The sequence below is a fragment of the Bradyrhizobium ingae genome (assembly GCF_055791185.1).
On sequence record NZ_JBVUBB010000036.1, the window covers coordinates 32,344 to 50,219 of the forward strand.

General features: G+C 63.4%; 18 protein-coding genes. 9 read left to right on the forward strand and 9 right to left on the reverse strand.

What is annotated here, in order from left to right; genetic code table 11:
* Positions 1 to 208 precede the first annotated feature (208 nt).
* The gene (locus ACV1FX_RS33895) at positions 209 to 1,516 is read left to right on the forward strand and encodes an MFS transporter (RefSeq protein ID WP_473121889.1); all 1,308 of its coding nucleotides are present in this window, start codon (positions 209 to 211) and stop codon (positions 1,514 to 1,516) included.
* Between the two features lie 105 nt (positions 1,517 to 1,621).
* On the opposite strand, the gene ACV1FX_RS33900 is transcribed toward ACV1FX_RS33895, so the two are convergent.
* Positions 1,622 to 1,864, reverse strand: coding sequence for a hypothetical protein (locus tag ACV1FX_RS33900; RefSeq protein WP_473121890.1), 243 nt, complete (start codon positions 1,862 to 1,864; stop codon positions 1,622 to 1,624).
* Between the two features lie 83 nt (positions 1,865 to 1,947).
* Between ACV1FX_RS33900 and ACV1FX_RS33905 the strand changes: the two genes are divergently transcribed.
* Positions 1,948 to 2,355, forward strand: a complete 408-nt coding sequence (locus tag ACV1FX_RS33905; RefSeq protein WP_473121891.1) for a hypothetical protein — start codon at positions 1,948 to 1,950, stop codon at positions 2,353 to 2,355.
* Between the two features lie 233 nt (positions 2,356 to 2,588).
* Positions 2,589 to 3,788 carry an adenylate/guanylate cyclase domain-containing protein gene (locus tag ACV1FX_RS33910; RefSeq protein ID WP_473121892.1) on the forward strand — a complete coding sequence of 400 codons (1,200 nt, stop codon included), beginning with the start codon at positions 2,589 to 2,591 and terminating at the stop codon, positions 3,786 to 3,788.
* Between the two features lie 132 nt (positions 3,789 to 3,920).
* On the opposite strand, the gene ACV1FX_RS33915 is transcribed toward ACV1FX_RS33910, so the two are convergent.
* The 8 genes from ACV1FX_RS33915 to ACV1FX_RS33950 form a co-directional block, all read right to left on the reverse strand.
* Positions 3,921 to 4,751: an ABC transporter permease gene (locus ACV1FX_RS33915; RefSeq protein WP_473121893.1), complete on the reverse strand. Its 831-nt coding sequence runs from the start codon at positions 4,749 to 4,751 to the stop codon at positions 3,921 to 3,923.
* Complete coding sequence (locus ACV1FX_RS33920; RefSeq protein ID WP_473121894.1) at positions 4,748 to 6,010, reverse strand: ABC transporter permease; 1,263 nt, start codon at positions 6,008 to 6,010, stop codon at positions 4,748 to 4,750. Before ACV1FX_RS33920 ends, ACV1FX_RS33915 begins: the two co-directional genes overlap by 4 nt.
* A 21-nt stretch (positions 6,011 to 6,031) precedes the next feature.
* On the reverse strand, positions 6,032 to 7,081 hold the full coding sequence (locus ACV1FX_RS33925) for an ABC transporter substrate-binding protein (protein WP_473121895.1): 1,050 nt from the start codon (positions 7,079 to 7,081) through the stop codon (positions 6,032 to 6,034).
* Positions 7,082 to 7,137: 56 nt separating this feature from the next.
* A complete protein-coding gene (locus tag ACV1FX_RS33930; protein ID WP_473121896.1) occupies positions 7,138 to 8,247 on the reverse strand; it encodes an ABC transporter ATP-binding protein in 1,110 nt (369 codons plus the stop codon).
* A 438-nt stretch (positions 8,248 to 8,685) separates the two neighbouring features.
* The gene (locus tag ACV1FX_RS33935; protein WP_473121897.1) at positions 8,686 to 9,312 is read right to left on the reverse strand and encodes a MarR family winged helix-turn-helix transcriptional regulator; all 627 of its coding nucleotides are present in this window, start codon (positions 9,310 to 9,312) and stop codon (positions 8,686 to 8,688) included.
* A gap of 711 nt (positions 9,313 to 10,023) precedes the next feature.
* Complete coding sequence (fliI, locus tag ACV1FX_RS33940) at positions 10,024 to 11,349, reverse strand: flagellar protein export ATPase FliI (RefSeq protein WP_473121898.1); 1,326 nt, start codon at positions 11,347 to 11,349, stop codon at positions 10,024 to 10,026.
* Between the two features lie 21 nt (positions 11,350 to 11,370).
* Positions 11,371 to 12,099, reverse strand: coding sequence for a flagellar basal-body rod protein FlgF (gene flgF / locus ACV1FX_RS33945; RefSeq protein ID WP_473121899.1), 729 nt, complete (start codon positions 12,097 to 12,099; stop codon positions 11,371 to 11,373).
* A 3-nt stretch (positions 12,100 to 12,102) separates the two neighbouring features.
* Positions 12,103 to 12,888, reverse strand: coding sequence for a DUF1217 domain-containing protein (locus ACV1FX_RS33950; protein ID WP_473121900.1), 786 nt, complete (start codon positions 12,886 to 12,888; stop codon positions 12,103 to 12,105).
* Between the two features lie 141 nt (positions 12,889 to 13,029).
* Here ACV1FX_RS33950 and motA point away from each other — a divergent pair, with 141 nt between their 5' ends.
* From motA to flhB, 6 genes are all read left to right on the forward strand, one after another.
* A complete protein-coding gene (gene motA / locus ACV1FX_RS33955; RefSeq protein ID WP_473121901.1) occupies positions 13,030 to 13,926 on the forward strand; it encodes a flagellar motor stator protein MotA in 897 nt (298 codons plus the stop codon).
* Entirely contained in the window at positions 13,923 to 14,864 is a 942-nt protein-coding gene (locus ACV1FX_RS33960) for a flagellar motor switch protein FliM (protein WP_473121902.1), read from the forward strand. Before motA ends, ACV1FX_RS33960 begins: the two co-directional genes overlap by 4 nt.
* Positions 14,845 to 15,159, forward strand: a complete 315-nt coding sequence (locus tag ACV1FX_RS33965) for a hypothetical protein (protein ID WP_473121903.1) — start codon at positions 14,845 to 14,847, stop codon at positions 15,157 to 15,159. Before ACV1FX_RS33960 ends, ACV1FX_RS33965 begins: the two co-directional genes overlap by 20 nt.
* 106 nt (positions 15,160 to 15,265) lie before the next feature.
* The gene (gene fliN / locus ACV1FX_RS33970; RefSeq protein ID WP_473121904.1) at positions 15,266 to 15,661 is read left to right on the forward strand and encodes a flagellar motor switch protein FliN; all 396 of its coding nucleotides are present in this window, start codon (positions 15,266 to 15,268) and stop codon (positions 15,659 to 15,661) included.
* 2 nt (positions 15,662 to 15,663) lie between these two features.
* On the forward strand, positions 15,664 to 16,707 hold the full coding sequence (locus ACV1FX_RS33975) for a flagellar motor switch protein FliG (RefSeq protein ID WP_473121905.1): 1,044 nt from the start codon (positions 15,664 to 15,666) through the stop codon (positions 16,705 to 16,707).
* A 12-nt stretch (positions 16,708 to 16,719) separates the two neighbouring features.
* Complete coding sequence (gene flhB / locus ACV1FX_RS33980) at positions 16,720 to 17,805, forward strand: flagellar biosynthesis protein FlhB (protein WP_473121906.1); 1,086 nt, start codon at positions 16,720 to 16,722, stop codon at positions 17,803 to 17,805.
* Positions 17,806 to 17,876 lie beyond the last annotated feature (71 nt).

Genomic DNA, 17,876 nt, shown 5'->3' on the forward strand with positions numbered 1-17,876 from the left:
AAGCCTCGCGCACCAGCTTGGACGACGACGCCTATCGGTTTCGTCGCACCATTCAATGTTGAAATTGAATTGATCGATGCTCAATAGCAATCGACCGCAAACGGGATGTCTTCTAGATTCGAGGCGATGGGCGAAACGAGCCGCGGGAAACCGGGGCCGGTCCGGAGGCTGGGCAGAATGCCGAGGCGCCGGCTCAAGGGAGGATCTGATGCGCGAGTCGAACCTGCATGCGTTTACCAAGGCGTCCACCCACTATCGGTGGGTCATCTGCGCCTTGCTGTTCGTCGTGACCACGATCAACTACATGGATCGCAACATTCTCGGCGTGCTCAAGCCGACGATTCAAAATGATCTGCATTTCAGCGAAACGGATTTCGGCAACATCATCTTCTGTTTTTCGTTCGCCTACGCCATCGGCTATGCCGGCATAGGGTGGCTGACCGACAAGATCGGAATTCGGCTCGGTCTTGCCGCTGCGGCGATCCTGTGGTGCCTCGCGTCCATGGCGCACGGCCTGGTCGCGTCCGTCGCCGGTTTCATGGTCGCCCGCATCGTGCTCGGCCTCGGTGAAGGTGGCAACTTCCCGACGTGCATCAAGACGATCGCCACGTGGTTCCCGGTGCGCGACCGTGCCTTGGCAACCGGCATCTTCAATAGCGGCAGCAATGTCGGCGCGATGCTGGCGCCGCTGATCGGTGCGCTGGTCGTGAGCCTGTCCGGGTGGCAGGCCGCGTTCTATGTGACCGGCGCGATGGGTCTGATCTGGGTCGTGTATTGGCTGATTGTCTACCGCAGCCCGGCCGAACACCCCCGCGTGTCGCCGAGCGAGCTGGCCTATATCAACAGCGACCCCGAAGTCGCGATGGAAAAGGTCCCCTGGGCGAAGTTGCTGGCCTATCCAGGCACCTGGGTTTACATCGTTGGTGGCGTGCTCACCAATCCGGCCTGGTGGTTTTACAACAACTGGGTTCCGTCCTTCCTCAACAGCAAGTTTCACGTGTCACTGATGGCGGTGGGCTTGCCACTCGTGGCAATCTACCTGCTCACCGATATCGGCTCGATCGCGGGCGGCTGGATCTCGTCGACCCTGATCAAGCGCGGCACGGAAGTGTTCACCGCCCGCAAGATCACCCTGTTGGTCTGCGCAGTCTGCACCGTGCCGGTGTTTCTTGCGCCGCAGTTGGACAGCATGTGGGCTGCGGTCATCCTGATCGGCATCGCCATGGCGGCGCACCAGGGCTTCTCAGCCAATCTCTTCACGCTGGTATCCGACACCATGCCGCGCGGGGCGGTCGCTTCTGCAGTCGGGCTCGGAGGCGGCATCAGCTCCGTGGCGGGAGCCTTTTCCGCCGCGGCCATCGGCCGCGTGCTTGACGCAACGGGAAACAACTACACCTTCGTGTTCTTTGCCTGTGCCAGCGTTTACCTGATCGCAACCGCGATCATCCACTTCGTCCTTCCGCGGACGAGGGCTTCTATGGTGACGCCCGACGGGGGGCTGGTATCGGTCAGCTGAATCTCGTTCGGGCTGCGCCCGGGAGGCTTTGGCCAAACTTCGCAAAACCAAAAGGCCCCGCCGAAGCGGGGCCTTTCCTGTTCGACCCTATCGGGCCCGTGTTTGTTAGTCGTCCCAGTGGTGACGGCTGATTATCACGCCGCGGTCGTAGTCGCGGTCATGGTGGTACCAGCCATGATGCCAGCCGCGGTCATGATCGTAGAAGCGCACGCGCGGACCATCATAACGGTCACCGTAATAGTCTCGGTCGCCGCCGACATAGACGCCGATGCCGGCTGCATTGGCGATGGTCGGGGCACTGATTGCAAGCGTCGCTGCCGCCGCGAGAGCGTAAGTGAGCTTCGTCATCGGTTCCTCCTTTGCATCGTTCGTGCAGGGGTCAACGACCGCCGGCATCAGCCGTTGCAGGAACGCGGCGGAAACTTTGTTGAATGGCTGTTCAGGTTCCCGAAGCCTGTTGTCGAACCCGCCTTGGTGCCGACGAAGCGGAGATGACTGGACTGCGATCATCGAGAGCGGCCATCGATCCAGATCGCACCCTGAAGAGCGTAGAACGGGTAGAGCATCTGCAAAACCATCATGCGGCGTCCTCAGACAAAACCGACATGGATTTCGCTTCGCCTTACCCATCCTGGCGGATGTATACGGACATGTACAAATTTGTGGAGTGGAGAATGGATCGACATGCAGCCGTTCGGATCGACGGAATGCTGATGAGCGCGCAAGCCAATTTGGATGGGATCGCGCACTATATGAAGAACAATCTCTCTTCGGATGAATTTTCTGATCTCGCATCGTCGATCGGGAAATCGATGGCCGCGCTGATAGATATCTCTTAGTCGCTGCATTCAAAATTTTCAGATATTATTCCAAAAGAATTGGTGCCGCCGCGCAGTGAGAAATAAAGCACGTAGGATGGGTAGAGCACTTTCCAAAACCTATCGTCCGATAGAGGTTTGATGGGTTTCGCTTCCCACTACCCATCCAACGGGTTGGCGGGCCGCCATTGACGCCGCCGGCCCGAGACACGACATATCCTGCACCCGACCCGCCCCCGGCCCAGGAGCACCCCATGGACGCGCCGCAAAACATCGATCCTGCTGCCGCGCTTCCGGGCGGCGACGTCCTGCACTGGCTGACCAACGAGACCCGCGAGCAGCGCTTCATCGACAACATCTTTGCCGAGATGTGCATCCGGCTCCAGCAGGCGGGCATTCCGGTCGCGCGGGCGACGCTGCATGTCGTGATAAACCATCCGCAATGGCTGGGCGCGCGGATGATGTGGGCCGAGGGGATGCGCGGGGCGGAGATTTCGCGGGTCGACTACGATGTGCGCGGACGGTCCGAATATATCGGCAGTCCCGCCAGCGAAATCTTTGACGGTGCGACCGAGGTGCGCGAGCGTCTCGAACGGGACGCCTCAGAGCGGCGCAAGCACGCCGTCTACGACGAGATGCGGGCGAAGGGCTTGACCGATTATGTGGCCTGGCCGCTCTACCACACGCTCGGCAAGCAGCATCTCGTCACCTTCGCAACCGACCGCCCCGGCGGTTTCGACGATGCGCATATGGCGGCCCTGAAGAGACTGCTGCCGGTTCTGGCTCTCGTCAGCGAGATCCGGATCAAGAACCGGCTGGCGCGAACGCTACTCGAGACCTATGTCGGGTCGCATGCCGGCGAACTCATTCTCGCCGGCGCTACCAGGCGCGGCAGCGGCACGACGGTGCGCGCCGCGATCCTGATCTGCGATTTGCGAGATTTCACCCGCATCTCCGACAATTGGCCTCGCGACGACGTCATCGATCTTCTCAACGACTATTTTGACGCGATGTCCGAGCCGATCGTGCGGCATGGCGGGGAGATCCTGAAATTCATCGGCGACGGCCTGCTCGCCATTTTTCCGCTCAGCCAGCCCTCGGCCTGCGCAAACCTGCTGCGGGCCGTGAGCGAGGCCCGTCAGGCCATGGCGGTGCTGAACGAAAACAACAGCGTCACCGGCCGCGCGCCGCTGCATTACGGGATCGGTGCTCACGTCGGCGACGTCATGTACGGCAATATCGGCTCTCGCTCACGGCTCGACTTCACCGTCATCGGTCCAGCCGTCAACATGGCCTCGCGTCTCGAAACGCTCACCAAGCAATTGGGGCGAACCGTGCTGCTCTCGCGCGCCTTTGCCGACCTCGTGAAGAACGAAGTCGAGCTGGAGCGCGTCGGCGAACAACCGGTGCGCGGCTTCAACGAGCCGGTGGAGCTGTTCGCGTACCACGGGTAAAGACGGGTCTGCATTGGCGCCGCAGCGCTGTAGCCCGGATGGAGCCCAATCCGGGTTCGACATTTCGGTTCTGGGGCCGGAAGCCTCAGGCTTGGCCTGATCTCGTCATGCTTTGGCTGCGGCTGGCGCCCCTTACGGGCGGTTGCCCTTCAGCCGCTCGTTGCGCCGGCGCAGGCCTTCCATGGTGGCGAGCAGGATGACGGAGACGGTGGTCAGGATCACTGCCGCCGCCGTGATGGTCGGGCTGATGTTCTCACGAATGCCGCTGAACATTTCGCGGGGCAGGGTGCGCTGCTCGGGGCCGGCCATGAACAGCACGATCACCACCTCGTCGAAGCTGGTGGCAAAGGCGAACAGCGCGCCCGATGCCAGTCCCGGCAGGATCAGCGGCAGGATCACGCGGCGGAAGGCGTAGAGCGGCGGGGCGCCGAGCGACGCTGCGGCACGCGCGAGGTTCATGTCGAAGCTTTGCAGCGTCGCGCCGACCGTGATCACCACGAACGGTGTCGCCAGCGCGGTGTGCGCGAGGATCAGGCCGAGATAGCTTCCGGTCAGCCCGATCGGCGCGAAGAAGAAGTAGAGGCCGACCGCGGTGATGACGCCGGGCACCACGACCGGCGACAGCACGATCGACAGCACCAGCGGCTTGAACCGGCTCTTCCACTGCGCCAGCCCCAGTGCGGCCAGCGTGCCGAGCACGACCGACAGCATTGTTGCGGCGACGCCGATGATCATGCTGTTCTTCAGCGATGTCATCCAGCGCGCCGAGTGGATGAACTCGTCGTACCAGCGCAGGGAAAGGCCGGGCAGCGGATAGGTGAGGTAGGCGCCGGAGCTGAAGGACAGCGGCATAATGGCAAGGATCGGCGCCATCAAGAAGATGAAGACCAGCGTGGCAATGACGATGGTCGCGCCCCACGCGATGCGCTGGCTGGACGTGCGGAGGGAAGCATCGCTGCTCAATTCTTCATTCCTCCCGTGACCTGCTGTCCCTGCACCAGCTTTCCATAGAGGACGCCGAGCAGCAGCGTTGCGGCCAGCAGCAGCGCGCCGAGGGCCGAGGCGAGACCCCAGTTGGCGGTTTCGGTGGTGTAGAGTGCGATGAAGTAGCTCATCATCTGGTCGGCGCCGCCGCCGACGAGGGCCGGCGTGATGTAGTAGCCGAGCGCCAGGATGAAGACGAGGAGGCTGCCGGCTGCGATGCCGGGCAGGGTCTGAGGCAGGTAGATCCGCAGGAAGGCGGTGAGCGGAGGTGCGCCGAGCGAGGCGGCGGCCCGCATATAGGCCGGCGAGATCGCCTTCATGCTGCTGTAGAGCGGCAGGATCATGAAGGGTAAGAGAACGTGCGTCATCGCCACATAGACGCCGAAGCGGTTGTAGATCAGCCGCATCGGCTCATCGATGATCCCGAGAAAGCGCAAGCTGTCGTTCACCACGCCGTTGCTCTGCAACAGCACGATCCAGGCGCAGGTGCGCACCAGCAGCGAGGTCCAGAACGGCAGCAGCACGAAGATCATCAGTAGATTCGACCGTCCGGCCGGCAGCGTCGCCAGCAGGTAGGCGACCGGGAAGCCCAGGATCAGGCACAGCACCGTGACACTGAGGCTGATCGTGAAGGTGCGGACGAAGATGTCGCGGTAAATGGCCTGATCGGGCGGAGCCGCGACGATTGCGCCGTCCACGTTCCGCGTCAGGTCGAGCGCCGCCAGCAGGTAGAAGCTGGTCAACGGACCGCTCGCACCCTTGATCGCCGCCCAGGTGGCGCGGTCGCGCCAGGCCGGATTGATCTTGCCGAGCGTGTCCTTTGCCGTTCCGGGCTCAGGCGGGGCCTTCAGATTGCGCGCCGTGCTGGTGAGGATGGTGCGGAAGCCGTTGACCGCGTAGTTGAGCCGCTTGGCTGCGATGGCGAGCGTCCCGGCGGCGCGCGCCGCCAGGATGTCGTCGGCCAGTGCCGCATGGGCCTTCTCGTCCGGCAGATCCTTGCCGTTCCAGTCGGCCAGCGCCGCCACGGTATGCGGCAGCACCTTGCGCACTTCCCAGTCGTCAACGGCGTGCCAGAGCATGCCGGCGATGGGCCCCAAGAAGGTGAAGAGCAGGAATGCGAGAAGCGGCAGGACCAGCGCCAATGCCTTGGCCTGGCGTGTCCGCTCCGCCCGCTTGAGGCGGCGCCTGAGCGGCACGTCGGTCGGCGCATCAGCGCTGGTCAGGAACGCTTCTGTCATCGGTACGAGCCTGGCGGCGCCTTATTTCGCCGCCCACTTGTTGAAGCGCTCGGTCAGGCGGTCGATGTTCTCGAGCCAGAACGCAACGTTGATCTCCACTGCATTCTTCAAGTTGTCCGGCGCCGTCGGCAGGTCCTTCAGAACGGCCGGCTGCAACAGGGCTGCGGCGCCCTTGTTCGAGGTGCCGTAGGCGATGTTCTCCGACAGCTTGGACTGGTTCTCGGCCTTGCCGGCGAAGTCCAGGAACTTGTACGCGGCGTCCTTGTTCGGGCTACCCTTCAGGATGACCCAGCTGTCTAGCGTGTAGAGCGCGCCGTCCCACACCATGCCGAAGTTCTTCTTCTCGTTCTTGTTCGCGGTGTCGATGCGGCCATTGTAGACCGACGTCATCGCCACCTCGCCGGAGGCGAGCAGTTGCGGCGGCTGGGCGCCGGCCTTCCACCAGACGATGTCGTTTTTGATGGTATCGAGCTTCTTGAACGCGCGATCGACACCCTCGTCGGTCGCCAGAACCTTGTAGACGTCCGCCGGCGCGACGCCGTCGGCAATGAGGGCAATCTCCAGCGTGGTCTTCGGGCCCTGGCGCAGGCCGCGCTTGCCCGGATATTTCTTGGTGTCGAAGAAGTCCGCCCAGCCCTTCGGCGCCTCCTTCAGCTTGTCCTTGTCGTAGCCGAGAACGAAATCGTACAGGATGGCGCCGACGCCGCAGGGGTTGACCGACGGCGGCAGATAAGCGGCCTCGCCGCCGATCTTGCTGTAGTCGATCTTCTCGAACAGGCCTTCGTCGCAGCCGACCGCGAGCTCCTCGCTTTCGACCTGGACGACGTCCCAGGTTGCGGCCCCGCCCTGCACCTTGGCGCGCAGCACGCCGATGCCGCCATCCCAGGATTCGTCGTTCATGGGGACGCCGGCCGTCTTCTTGAACGGCTCGAAATAAACTTTCTTCTGGGCATCCTGATAAGCGCCGCCCCACGAAACGACGGTGAGATCGCGGGCCTGCGCGACGGTGGCCAGAGCGACGCCGGCGGTCAGCGTCGCGGCGAATCCCAGTGCCATCTTGAGCTTCAGCATCGTGTTTGTTCCTTCTTGTTGTGAGTTACGTCTGGAAAATGTGCTTTTTCGCTCGATTACACGGGATCGAGGGCCAGGCAGTCTTCAGGGCGGAACGTGACCGACACTTTTTCGCCCGGCCTCAAGCCGTGATGTTCGCCCGGCTGAAGCTTGACCATGAACTCCTCGTTGCCGGCGGCCTCGAGCACGGCCAGCGTGTGGTCGCCGAGATAGATGGTGCTCTGTACCGTGGCCGGCAGACGGTTCGGTCCCTCGGCCGTCGCCCCGTCCGTTATAATGGATATCCGCTCCGGCCGCACCGACAGCGAAGTCGCGGCGCCGCTGCTCGTCACGTTGACCGCGCGGGCCGTTATGGTGCCGCCGGAAGCCAGCGCGACGCGGCAATATCCCTGCTCGATCGTCTCGACCGTGCCGGCCAGCACGTTGTTCTCGCCGACGAAGTGAGCGACGAAGCTGTTCACGGGGTGCTCGTAGAGCGCGTCCGGCCTGTCGATCTGCTGCACGATGCCGTCGTTGAATACGGCGATGCGGTCCGACATTGTGAGCGCCTCGCTCTGGTCGTGCGTGACGTAGACGACGGTGATGCCCATCGTCTCGTGCAGTTGCTTGATCTCCAGCTGCATCTGCTCCCGCAGACGCTTGTCCAGGGCGCCGAGCGGCTCGTCCATCAGTACGATCTGTGGGTTGAAGACCAGCGCGCGGGCCAGCGCCACGCGCTGCTGCTGGCCGCCGGACAATTGTCCGGGACGCCGCTGCGCCAGGGCTTCCATCTCGATCATGCGCAGCGCCGCGCGCACGCGCTCCTGCGCCTCGGCCTTGTTGACCTTGCGGACGGACAGCGGGAAGGCGACATTCTCCTCAATCGTCAGGTGCGGAAACAGCGCGTAGTTCTGGAACACCATTCCGATGTCGCGCTTGTGCGGCGGCATGTTCTTGATCGGCCGGTCGGCGAGGTAGATCTCGCCATGGGTCGGGACCTCGAAGCCCGCCAGCATCATCAGCGTGGTCGTCTTGCCGGAGCCGGACGGGCCGAGCAGGGTGATGAACTCGCCCTTCCTGATGTCGAGGTCGAGGTTCTTCACCACGAGGTGCTCGCCGTCGTAGGTCTTCTGGATGCCGGAAAAGCGCACCAAGGCCGGCGTGGTTGCGGTCATGGCGCCTTCCATGCTGTCCTCCCGTCTGCTGATGAGCACCGAGCCGGGATCATTATCAACCGGGCTTGCGAGAGGAGGACGTGGCGTCGACTTTCCGGCGGTGTCCGGGTGCTGCGTCCGTGACGCGATCGATCCGAAAGCACGACGGGGGGTGGCGAGCAGCGCACCCCGTCATCGAAACTTCATTGCCGCAAGCCATACGCAATACTTTCTCCCAGGCGTGGTCGACCGCGCCGTGAACGAAGCGCTAACGCTGCATGGCGTCGGATCAGGCCCCTGATCCCGGTGCCCGTGCGCCTGCGGTGGCAGGCCGCACAGCGCCGTCGGCACCTCGCCCAAGGTCGGAGAGGAAGCTTAGCATCCTGCGAGGAGAATACCAGCGGCGCAAAGCCGTCCGGGCCGCGCCTGCCATGGCGTCGTCAATCCGCCCGGCGCAAATACCGCAAAGGCTCACGCGCTCGCGACGCGCATCCTGTCAGGGGCCTCGTCGATCCTCAACCGCTCGTTGGCGCGCTCGAAGCTCGCACACAGGAGCTCGATCTCGTCGGGCGAAATCGGAGCACGATAGAGCCGGCAGGTGTACTCGGTGCCTCCGCGCCCCTTGGGTGCGCTGCGCTCGGCGAGAAACATGCAGTCGCGGCAGATGCTGGCGTTGAGTCGTTGATGTGCCGCGTCGAGATGGTTGAGAATCTCCCTCAGGGAATCGCGCAGCCGGATGCGTTCCTCCGAGTCGAGCGCGGTCACGGCGTTCAGCACGGGGTTGATCGGGTCGTGCTGCGCGAGGCACTTTTCGCCCTGCGCGGTGACGCAGAGCACCACCGAGCGCTTGTCCTCGTGCGAAGGCTTGCGGACGATGTAGGACTTGGTCTCGAGCGTCTTCACGATCTGCGAAGCCGTGGCTCTGGTTGCGCCGATGAATCCCGCCAGCGCGGACGGTGTCCGCGAGAACCTGTTGGCGCGCCCGAGAAAACGCAGGGCCATCCATTCCCGATCGCGCAACCCGTGCCGGTCGCCTTCGAAATACCAGGCTCTCGCCGCCTGAATCAGCAGTTCGACTGCCTCGCGTGACACCGGCATGACCTACCCCGACCGCCGCGATGCGGGTCGCCGCGGAACGCGCCGTCGATGGCGTGTTTGATGTGGCAGTTTCGAACGGAAGTCGCTGTTGCCATCACCATCGGACGATGGGTCGAATTTGCTCAACCAAAGCCCCTGCATTCCAAACTCAGTCAGCCCACGTTTCTTATCCAGCGCAAAAACGATGACCGACCTCATCATGAAAAGCAAGTAGAGACGTTCTTGGATACCTTCGTGTATCGCCGAGTGTGGCTCCGGCGCGCGAGTTCTCCACAGTGTGCAACTTGACCGGCGCGTGGCTGGGAATTCATGAGACGTGAGTCGTCTCATGCGCCAGACGACGATCGCAATGGATGCGACAGTTTTGTGAAGCGAACGATGCTGGTCGTAGGCGAGGCATCGTGATGAGAGCTTATGCAAGAGAGCGGCGACATGCGCCTTCGCCAATGGCCTGCGACGTCGCTTGCCGGAATTCGGGAGGCGATATGCAACATTCGCGCGCAGGAGTGACGGCTTCACCATGCGTCGTGTCTGCCGGAGGCGTGAGCCAAGGCCTCGGAACGGTGCAGCGGCATGCCGATTGTGTGCAACGAGGTATGCTCGCATTGCACGGCAATTCTGGTCGTCGTCGGGTAAAGCTCCGCTTCGACGATCGCGAGTGGCCATCGAGTCATGCGTTTAACGCGAGGGCCCATTCGCCGCGCGGCGGCGCTAACCGGCCTTTAGCACGTCTCTCAGCTCGCGAAATGCATCCGCGCTGGCCGGGGCCGCAACATCCTGGCGCATCGCGCTATAGATCTTCGGCACCATGTCGAGAGCATGGTCGAGCCCCGAATCACGTCCTGGTTGGTATCCGCCCATCAGGCGAAGGTCGCGCGTGTCTTCATATTTGGCGATCATGGATCGCAGCTTGCTGACGAGCTCACGCTCCTCGGGATCCCAGACGCAATGGGCAAGGCGCGACACGGAGGCCAGAATGTCCACCGCCGGGTAGCGCGCCTGGTCCGCAATGTGCCGGCTCAGCACGATGTGTCCGTCGAGCGTGCTGCGAATGGTGTCGGCGATCGGCTCGTTGTGATCATCGCCGTCGACCAGCACTGAGAAGATCCCGGTGATCGTGCCGGTGCCTTCCTCACCGGGCCCGGCCCGTTCGAGCAGGCGCGGCAGGTCGGTGAAGACGCTCGGCGCGTAGCCGCGCGCGACCGCGGGCTCGCCGGCGGCGAGCGCGACTTCGCGGGAGGCGTGGGCAAATCTGGTCATCGAATCGACGATCAGTAGGACAGATTCACCGCGGTCGCGAAAATATTCGGCGATCGCCATCGCGGTCTTCGGCGCCAGCCGTCGCATCATCGGGCTTTCGTCGCCGGTCGACACGATCGTGATGGCGCGGTCGCGGCCGTGGCCAAGCACATCTTCGACGAATTCGCGCACCTCGCGGCCGCGCTCGCCCACCAGGGCCAGGACGACGGTGTCAAATCCGGTGCTGCGCGCGAGCATCGCGAGCAGTGTCGACTTGCCGACGCCCGAGCCTGCAAAGATGCCGACCCGCTGGCCGGCGCAGATCGGCGCGAACAGATCGATCACGCGCACGCCGGTGCGCAGCGGCTTTTGGACGCGGGCCCGCTTCATGGCCGACGGCGCCTCTGCCTCGACCGAGACTGCGCGCGATCCCGGAACGAGTGCCCCCATGCCATCGAGCGGTGCGCCGAGTGCGTTGATGACGCGCCCTTTCCAGCTTGCATCGGGCGCGAGCGACAGCGGAGGCATGCGAAATGCGACCGAGCCGAGCCCGCCTGCGAATTGGCGGTCGAACGGCTTTGCGATGATGCCGTCGCTGTCGATGCGAACCACCTCCCCGATCTGGGGACGGCCATCCGACGTCACTCCGATGAGCTCGCCGAGCTTGACGAAACGCGATAGGCCGGACACGCGAAAATGCGTCGGCGCGATCTCCGAAATGGCGCCGCTGGTGCTTGCAATGGGAGTGCTCTGCTGCAGCTCCTGCAGCGCCCACTCGATTTGCCGGAGAGCGTTCAAGGAAAGTCCTCGGAAGGAAGGCTATTTGGTAGGATCGCCCAGGGTGCGGATCGCGTTCTGAAGTGAGCCTTCAGTGCCCTCGATGAGCGAATTCGTGCCGTCGAAGGCGCGCGAGGCCGACATCAGCCGCGTCAGCTCGAGCATCGGATTGGCGCCGGAGCCCTCGACATAGCCCTGCTTGAAGCCGTCCCGGCCGAAATCGGAGATCGCGGTCGCAGGCCGATCGGGGACGACGCCTGAATTTCCGTAGCGGTCGAGATTGGCGTCGGCAGGAATGTCGAATAGGCCGATGGTGCCGATCTCGTTGTTGTCCTGGGTGATCGCGCCGCTGCGCGAGATCGAGACTGGTCCGCCGTTCGGGTCGAGTGTGAGCTGCGCGCCGCCGCTATCGATGACGGGGAAGCCGCTCACGGTCTGAAGATCGCCATTCGGCGCGATCTGGAGCCGGCCGTCGCGCGTATAGACCGTGCCGTTCGGGCCCGCGAAGGCGATCCAGCCCTGTCCGACCACGGCCACGTCGAGCGGGTTGCCGCTTTCGGTGATATTGCCGGCCTCGCGCGAGATGATGTTGTCGCCGGGCGAGGAGAAGGCGACGGGGTTGGCACCCGCCTTCGACAGCACCGTCTCGAATTTCACCACGTCGGTGCGGAACGCCGCCGTGTTGACGTTGGCGACGTTATTGGCGATCGTCTGGAGACGTTTTTCCAGCGCCACCTGGGCCGATAATCCCACATAAAGAGCCGATTGCATGACTTACCTGTTGAGCTTGATTGACTGAAGCTTGGTGAGCATGTCGGTGTCCATGCTGACCGACGTTGACGACGCGCCGCCGATCAGGACCAGAGCGGGGTTGGTCGAGGTGTCGCTCTGGGCCTGGGTCGCATCCCACATCGCCGCGAAGCGCTGCACGAATTTGGTGACCTTGGTCGGATCCTGGAAGTCGGTGAGATCAATCTTGTCCGTGATCATCTTGGCCTGCGCATCGATGTCGGACGAGCTGATCGTCGCCGACCAGCCCATTGCGGTCTGGACCACCTGCGTCAGCGCCTTGTCCGCGAGGATCTGGTAGGCATTCGTGATCGAGGAAGCCTTGCGCGTGAAATAGAGTGCAAGCCGCAGGCCCTCGTTCTGATCGCCCGCGTTCTGCTCCATCGTCTGTGTGACGTACTGAGTGGCCGTGCCGGTCGTGGCCTGCGCGGTCGCGTTGCTGCCGAGCGCGGCAAAATTGAAGGCCGAGGCGAACTCACGGTAGCGGGTGTCGGAGAGCTTGTTGGCGAAGGTCTTCGTCGTCGCGATACCCTCGGTCAGCACTTTCCGCATGAACGCCTTGGCATAAGTCATGTCGCTGAGACCATAGGCTTTCATAGCGTAGGAATAGAGCCGATAGTCCTTCAGGAAATCGTCGATGGTCTTCACGTTGCCGATATTGGCAAGAAAATAGTCGGTCTCGCGGCTGACATCCGGCTGCTTCGCGACCTGCGTCAGCGATTTGCCCATGTCCTTGGTCAATCTCGTGTAGTCCGCGATCGTGGATAGCATACACGCGCCCCTTTGGTCGCGATTGCGACATGGTGCCAAGCTGCCGCGAATGGCTTGCGCGGGGCTGACGAAGCAGAAGCCAGCTTCGCGCAAGCGTCGCCGCATAGACATGGCAGACGGGATCGGCGATGGAGCGGCGCGTTGGGCAGTTTCGTGGGGATATTCATCACGGTGGCCGCCTTGCTCGGCGGATTTGCCGCCATGGGCGGGCATCTGGCCGTGCTCATGCAGCCGTGGGAATTCGTCATCATCATGGGCACCGCGGCCGGCACCTTCATCGTGGCCAATCCGTGGAAAACGGTCGTGGACACCGGCCTGGCCTGCGTGCAGGCGGTGACCGGCGCAGTGCCGGGTGAACGCTATTATCTCGATCTCCTGGGCGCCCTTCATGCCCTGATGCGCGAGCTGCGGGGCAAGGGCCGCAACGAGGTCGAGGCGCATATCGACGATCCCGCATCCTCCGAGATCTTCAAGGCGTTCCCGAGCGTGCTTGCGGATACCGCACTCTTGCAGTTCATCTGCGACTACGTGCGGCTGATCATCATGGGCAATGCCCGCACGCACGAGATCGAGGCGCTGATGGACGAGGAGATCCATACCATCGTGAAGAGCAAGCTCACGCCCTATAACGCCCTCGTCGTGGTCTCGGAGGCGTTGCCGGCGCTTGGCATCGTTGCCGCCGTGCTGGGCGTCATCAAGGCCATGGGCGCGCTCGACCAGTCTCCGAAGCTGCTCGGTGGTTTCATCGGCGCGGCGCTGGTCGGCACGTTTGCCGGCATTTTCCTCTCCTACGGTATCATCTCGCCGTTCGCCCTGAAGATAAAGATGACCCGCGAGAAGCGCTGCCGGCCCTACATCATCGTCAAACAGACGCTGCTCGCCTTCATGAACGGCGCCATGCCGCAGATCGCGGTCGAGCACGGCCGCAAGATGATTGCCAGTACCGAACGTCCGTCGATCGACGTGGTCGAGAACGAGACGATCGCCGGGCCGAAAGCCGTCGTGACCGACGCCGAACCGAAGGCTGCCAGAGCATGATGATGGAAGGGGTCGAGGTCGACCAGCAGAAGCGGCTGCCGAACTATTTGCTCGATGCGGCGGGCATATCCATCGACCGCATGCCGATGCTCAATGTGATCTTCGATCGCATGGCGGCATCCTGCACGGACAGTCTCCAGCCGATGGCGGGAACGCCCTGCTACTTTTCGGTCAACGACATCAGCAACGGCCGCGTCGGCGACATCGTCAAGGATTACGAGGGCAACGCGGTTGCCGCAGTCCTCTATGCCGAGCAATGGGACGCCCGGGTCCTCGTCATGCTCGACCGCGATTTCGTGTTCACGATGGTCGAGGCGCTGTTCGGCTCCGACGGTGCGGAGCCGCCAATCGATGTCGAGCGAGCCTTCTCGAACATCGAGCTGCGCGTGGTGCAGGTGCTGTTCGAGCGCTTCGCCAAGGCGCTGCAATTTGCTTTCGCCGCGACGTCGGATGTCACCTTCAAGCTCGAGCGGGTCGAGACCGCGATGGCCTCGCTCGCGATCGGGCGCAGCGGCAATATGTCGGTTTGTGCCAACATCATGCTCCAGGCACTCTATCGCGGCGGGCAGATGTTCCTGATCATCCCGCATTCGGCGCTCAATCCGCTCAGGCAGAAGCTCGCCCATGTCGTCGTCTCGGACGGGCGGGCGGCCGATCCGAATTGGCGCGGGCAAATGGAGAGCGAGGTCCAGCGCACCGAGGTAACCTTGAACGCCGTGCTGGATGAGTGCGTGCTCTCGCTCGGCGAGGTTGCGCAGTTTCAGGTCGGGCAGGTCATCGAGCTCAACGCCACGCCGCGCACGCTCGCCAGGCTTGAGAACAACAATCAGGTGCTGTTCTGGTGTCAGATCGGCCAGCTCGATGGCTACTACGCCATGCAGGTAGCGGATCCCGTCGATCAGAAGCGGGAGTTTGTCGATGATATCCTATCTCGTTGATGCGGTTCTGCTGATAGCGCTCGCCTTCACCAGCATGCGGGTGACCCGGATGCATCGTGAGCTGGCGCGGCTGCGCAGCTACCAGGGCGAGTTCTCCACGATCGTGCAGGAGACGGCCGGAGCCTTCGATACCGTGATCAAGGCGGCTCATGACTCGACCGCCAATCTCGGTCGGCTGGCCAACGTGCTCAGCGCGAAAATCGATCAGGCTCACGAGGCGATCACGGCGCTGGACGCGCGGCGGTCGCAGGCTGTCCCGGGGGGTAAGGGCGGCAGCGATGCGGGGGAGCCGTAAGGCTGCGGCTTGCGGACGCCGGGGTCGTCATCTGACGTCGGCGCGCAGGTAGGGGATCGTTCCGGAGCAGATCTCCGGGAGGAACGTTTTCAAGAGGCAAGACCAAATGGCGCAAACTTTCGATTATGAGTCATCTGCCACCAGGGCGGCAGCGTCCGGCGAGGCACAAATGGATACCTCTCCGTTGGAGAGGCTGGCGGAGATCGCGGCGCGGACGGCGGACGAGTCGACCAAGTTCGCCAATGTCGATGCGATCCTGCGCATTCCCGTCACCGTGCAGGTGGTGCTGGGAGCCGCAACCATGCCGGTGGCGAATCTCATGAAGCTCGGCCGCGGCGCGGTGGTCCCGCTCGATCACAGGGTCGGCGAACCCGTCGACGTCGTGGTCAACGGCCGGATCGTCGCGCGCGGTGAGGTCGTGGTCGTCGAGGAGGATAATTCCCGTTTTGGCGTGTCGCTTACGGAGATCGTCGGGCCGCTCGGCGGTCACGGTGAAGCCTGATCGTGGCTGAGCCGATGGGCATCGCAACCTCCGTCAAGCCGCGCGGCGTTGCCACGCTGGGAGGGACGGAGAAGGTCGCAGCACTCCTGCTCGCGATGGGCCGGCAAGCGGCCGCGAGCGTCCTGCAGCAGTTCGAGCCGCAGGAAATCCGCGTCGTCACCAAGGCCGCGGCCGAGTTACGGCCGATCACGGCGCAGGAGCTGGAAGGAATCGTCGAGGAATTCGCTCAGCAGTTCTCGATGGGCGCCAATATTCTCGGCACGCTCGGTGGCCTGGAGGCCGTGCTCGGCGACGTCCTGCCGGCCGAGCAGGTCTCCCAGATCATGTCGGATCTGCTCGGCAATTCCTCCAGGTCAGTCTGGGATCGCGTGTCGTCGGTCTCGGAGAACTCGCTGGCGAGCTACCTGTCCAAGGAGCACCCGCAGACCGCGGCGGTGATCCTCTCCAAGGTCAAGCCCGCCTGCGCCGCCAAGGTCATGAGCCAGCTTCCCTCGAGCCTGCGGAACGAGCTGATGCGGCGGGTGCTGAGCCTGAAGCCGATCGTCGATGATGCGATCCGCATCGTCGAGAAGACGCTGCATGAGGACCTGACGCTGAACTTTGCCCGGAACCTCGGCGCCGACACTTACGCTCGGGTTGCCGACATCATCAACAAGATGGAGCGTGGCCATATCGAGGACATGCTGAAGAGCCTGTCGGAGAAGCGTCCGAAGTCGGCTGAGGTGCTCAAGGAACTGCTGTTCACGTTCGACGACGTGGTCAACCTCACGCCGAAGGCGCGCACCATGATCTTCGATCAGGTGCCGACGGACCGCATCGTCGTCGCTCTGAAGGGCACGGACAAGAATTTCCGCGAACTGATCCTTTCCTCCGTCGCCTCGCGCGTCAGGCGCGTCGTCGAGCACGAGTTGGCGATCGGCGAGCCCTCGAACCAGCGCGACGTGCTGGAGGCGCGGCGCGTCATCACCGACCTCGCGCTCGATCTGGCGGAGCGCGGCGAGATCGAGCTCAACCCCGACCAGGAGGATGAGCTGGTCTTTCGCTGACCGCTGAACAGCATGGCAGAGACATCCGATCAGGAGAGCAAAACAGAAGAGCCGACCGAGAAGAAGATCCGCGACGCCCTCGAGCAGGGCAGGATCCCGGTGTCTCGGGAGGCCACCATCTTCGCCTCGATGGCGGCGCTGATGGTGATCCAGGCGTTCCTGATCGGGCAGGGCGTGCAGCAGCTCGTTCCGACCCTGAAAGCTTTGCTCGACGATCCCGACGGCTTTCGCCTGCGGACGGCCGCGGACGCAAAGGACCTGCTGGCGGTCGTTGGGTTGGAGGCGCTGCGCTTCCTGCTTCCGCCGGTCCTCGTTCTCGCAGTGTTTGGGCTCGCGGCCTCGCTGCTCCAGAACGTGCCGCGGCTGGTGCTCGCGCGCATCCAGCCAGATTTCTCGCGGATATCGCCCGTGCAGGGCTGGAGCCGGATATTCGGAACGCAAGGGCTCGTGGAGTTCGCGAAAGCCGTCTTCAAGCTCGTTTCGGTGAGCCTCGTCGTCGGCTTCGTGCTGCGATCATCCGAGGCGAGGGCGTTCGAGGCGATGTACACCGATCCAGTAGCATTGCCGGAGATGATCTTGACGATCGCCATGCGCATCGTCTCGGCGATCTGCATCGCGACCATCGTGCTGGTGGCGATCGACCTCGCCTGGGCGCGCTTCCACTGGCGGCGGGAGCTGCGCATGACGAGGCAGGAGCTCAAGGACGAGCACAAGCAGGCCGAAGGCGATCCGCTGATCAAGGCGCGGCTGCGGTCGCTGGCGCGCGACCGCTCGCGCCAGCGGATGATCGCGGCTGCATCGCGCGCTTCGCTGGTGATCGCGAATCCGACGCACTTCGCGGTGGCGCTGCGCTATCAGCGTGACGAGAATCCGGCGCCGATGGTCCTCGCCAAGGGCATGGACGCGATCGCACTCAAGATCCGCGCGGTGGCCGAAGAGAACAGGATTCCGGTGATCGAGAACAAGGCCTTGGCGCGCGCGCTCTACGAGGCGGTGCAGGTCGATCAGCTTATCCCGCCGGAATTCTTCCGGCCGGTCGCCGAGATCATCTATTTCCTGCAATCGCAGAAGGCGCCGCGAAGCGAAAAGGTTCAATGACGCGCCTTGCGACGAAAGCTTGAGAAAAGCTTAACTTCCTATGTTCGTCTGCATAGACGAGATCGGGAGCT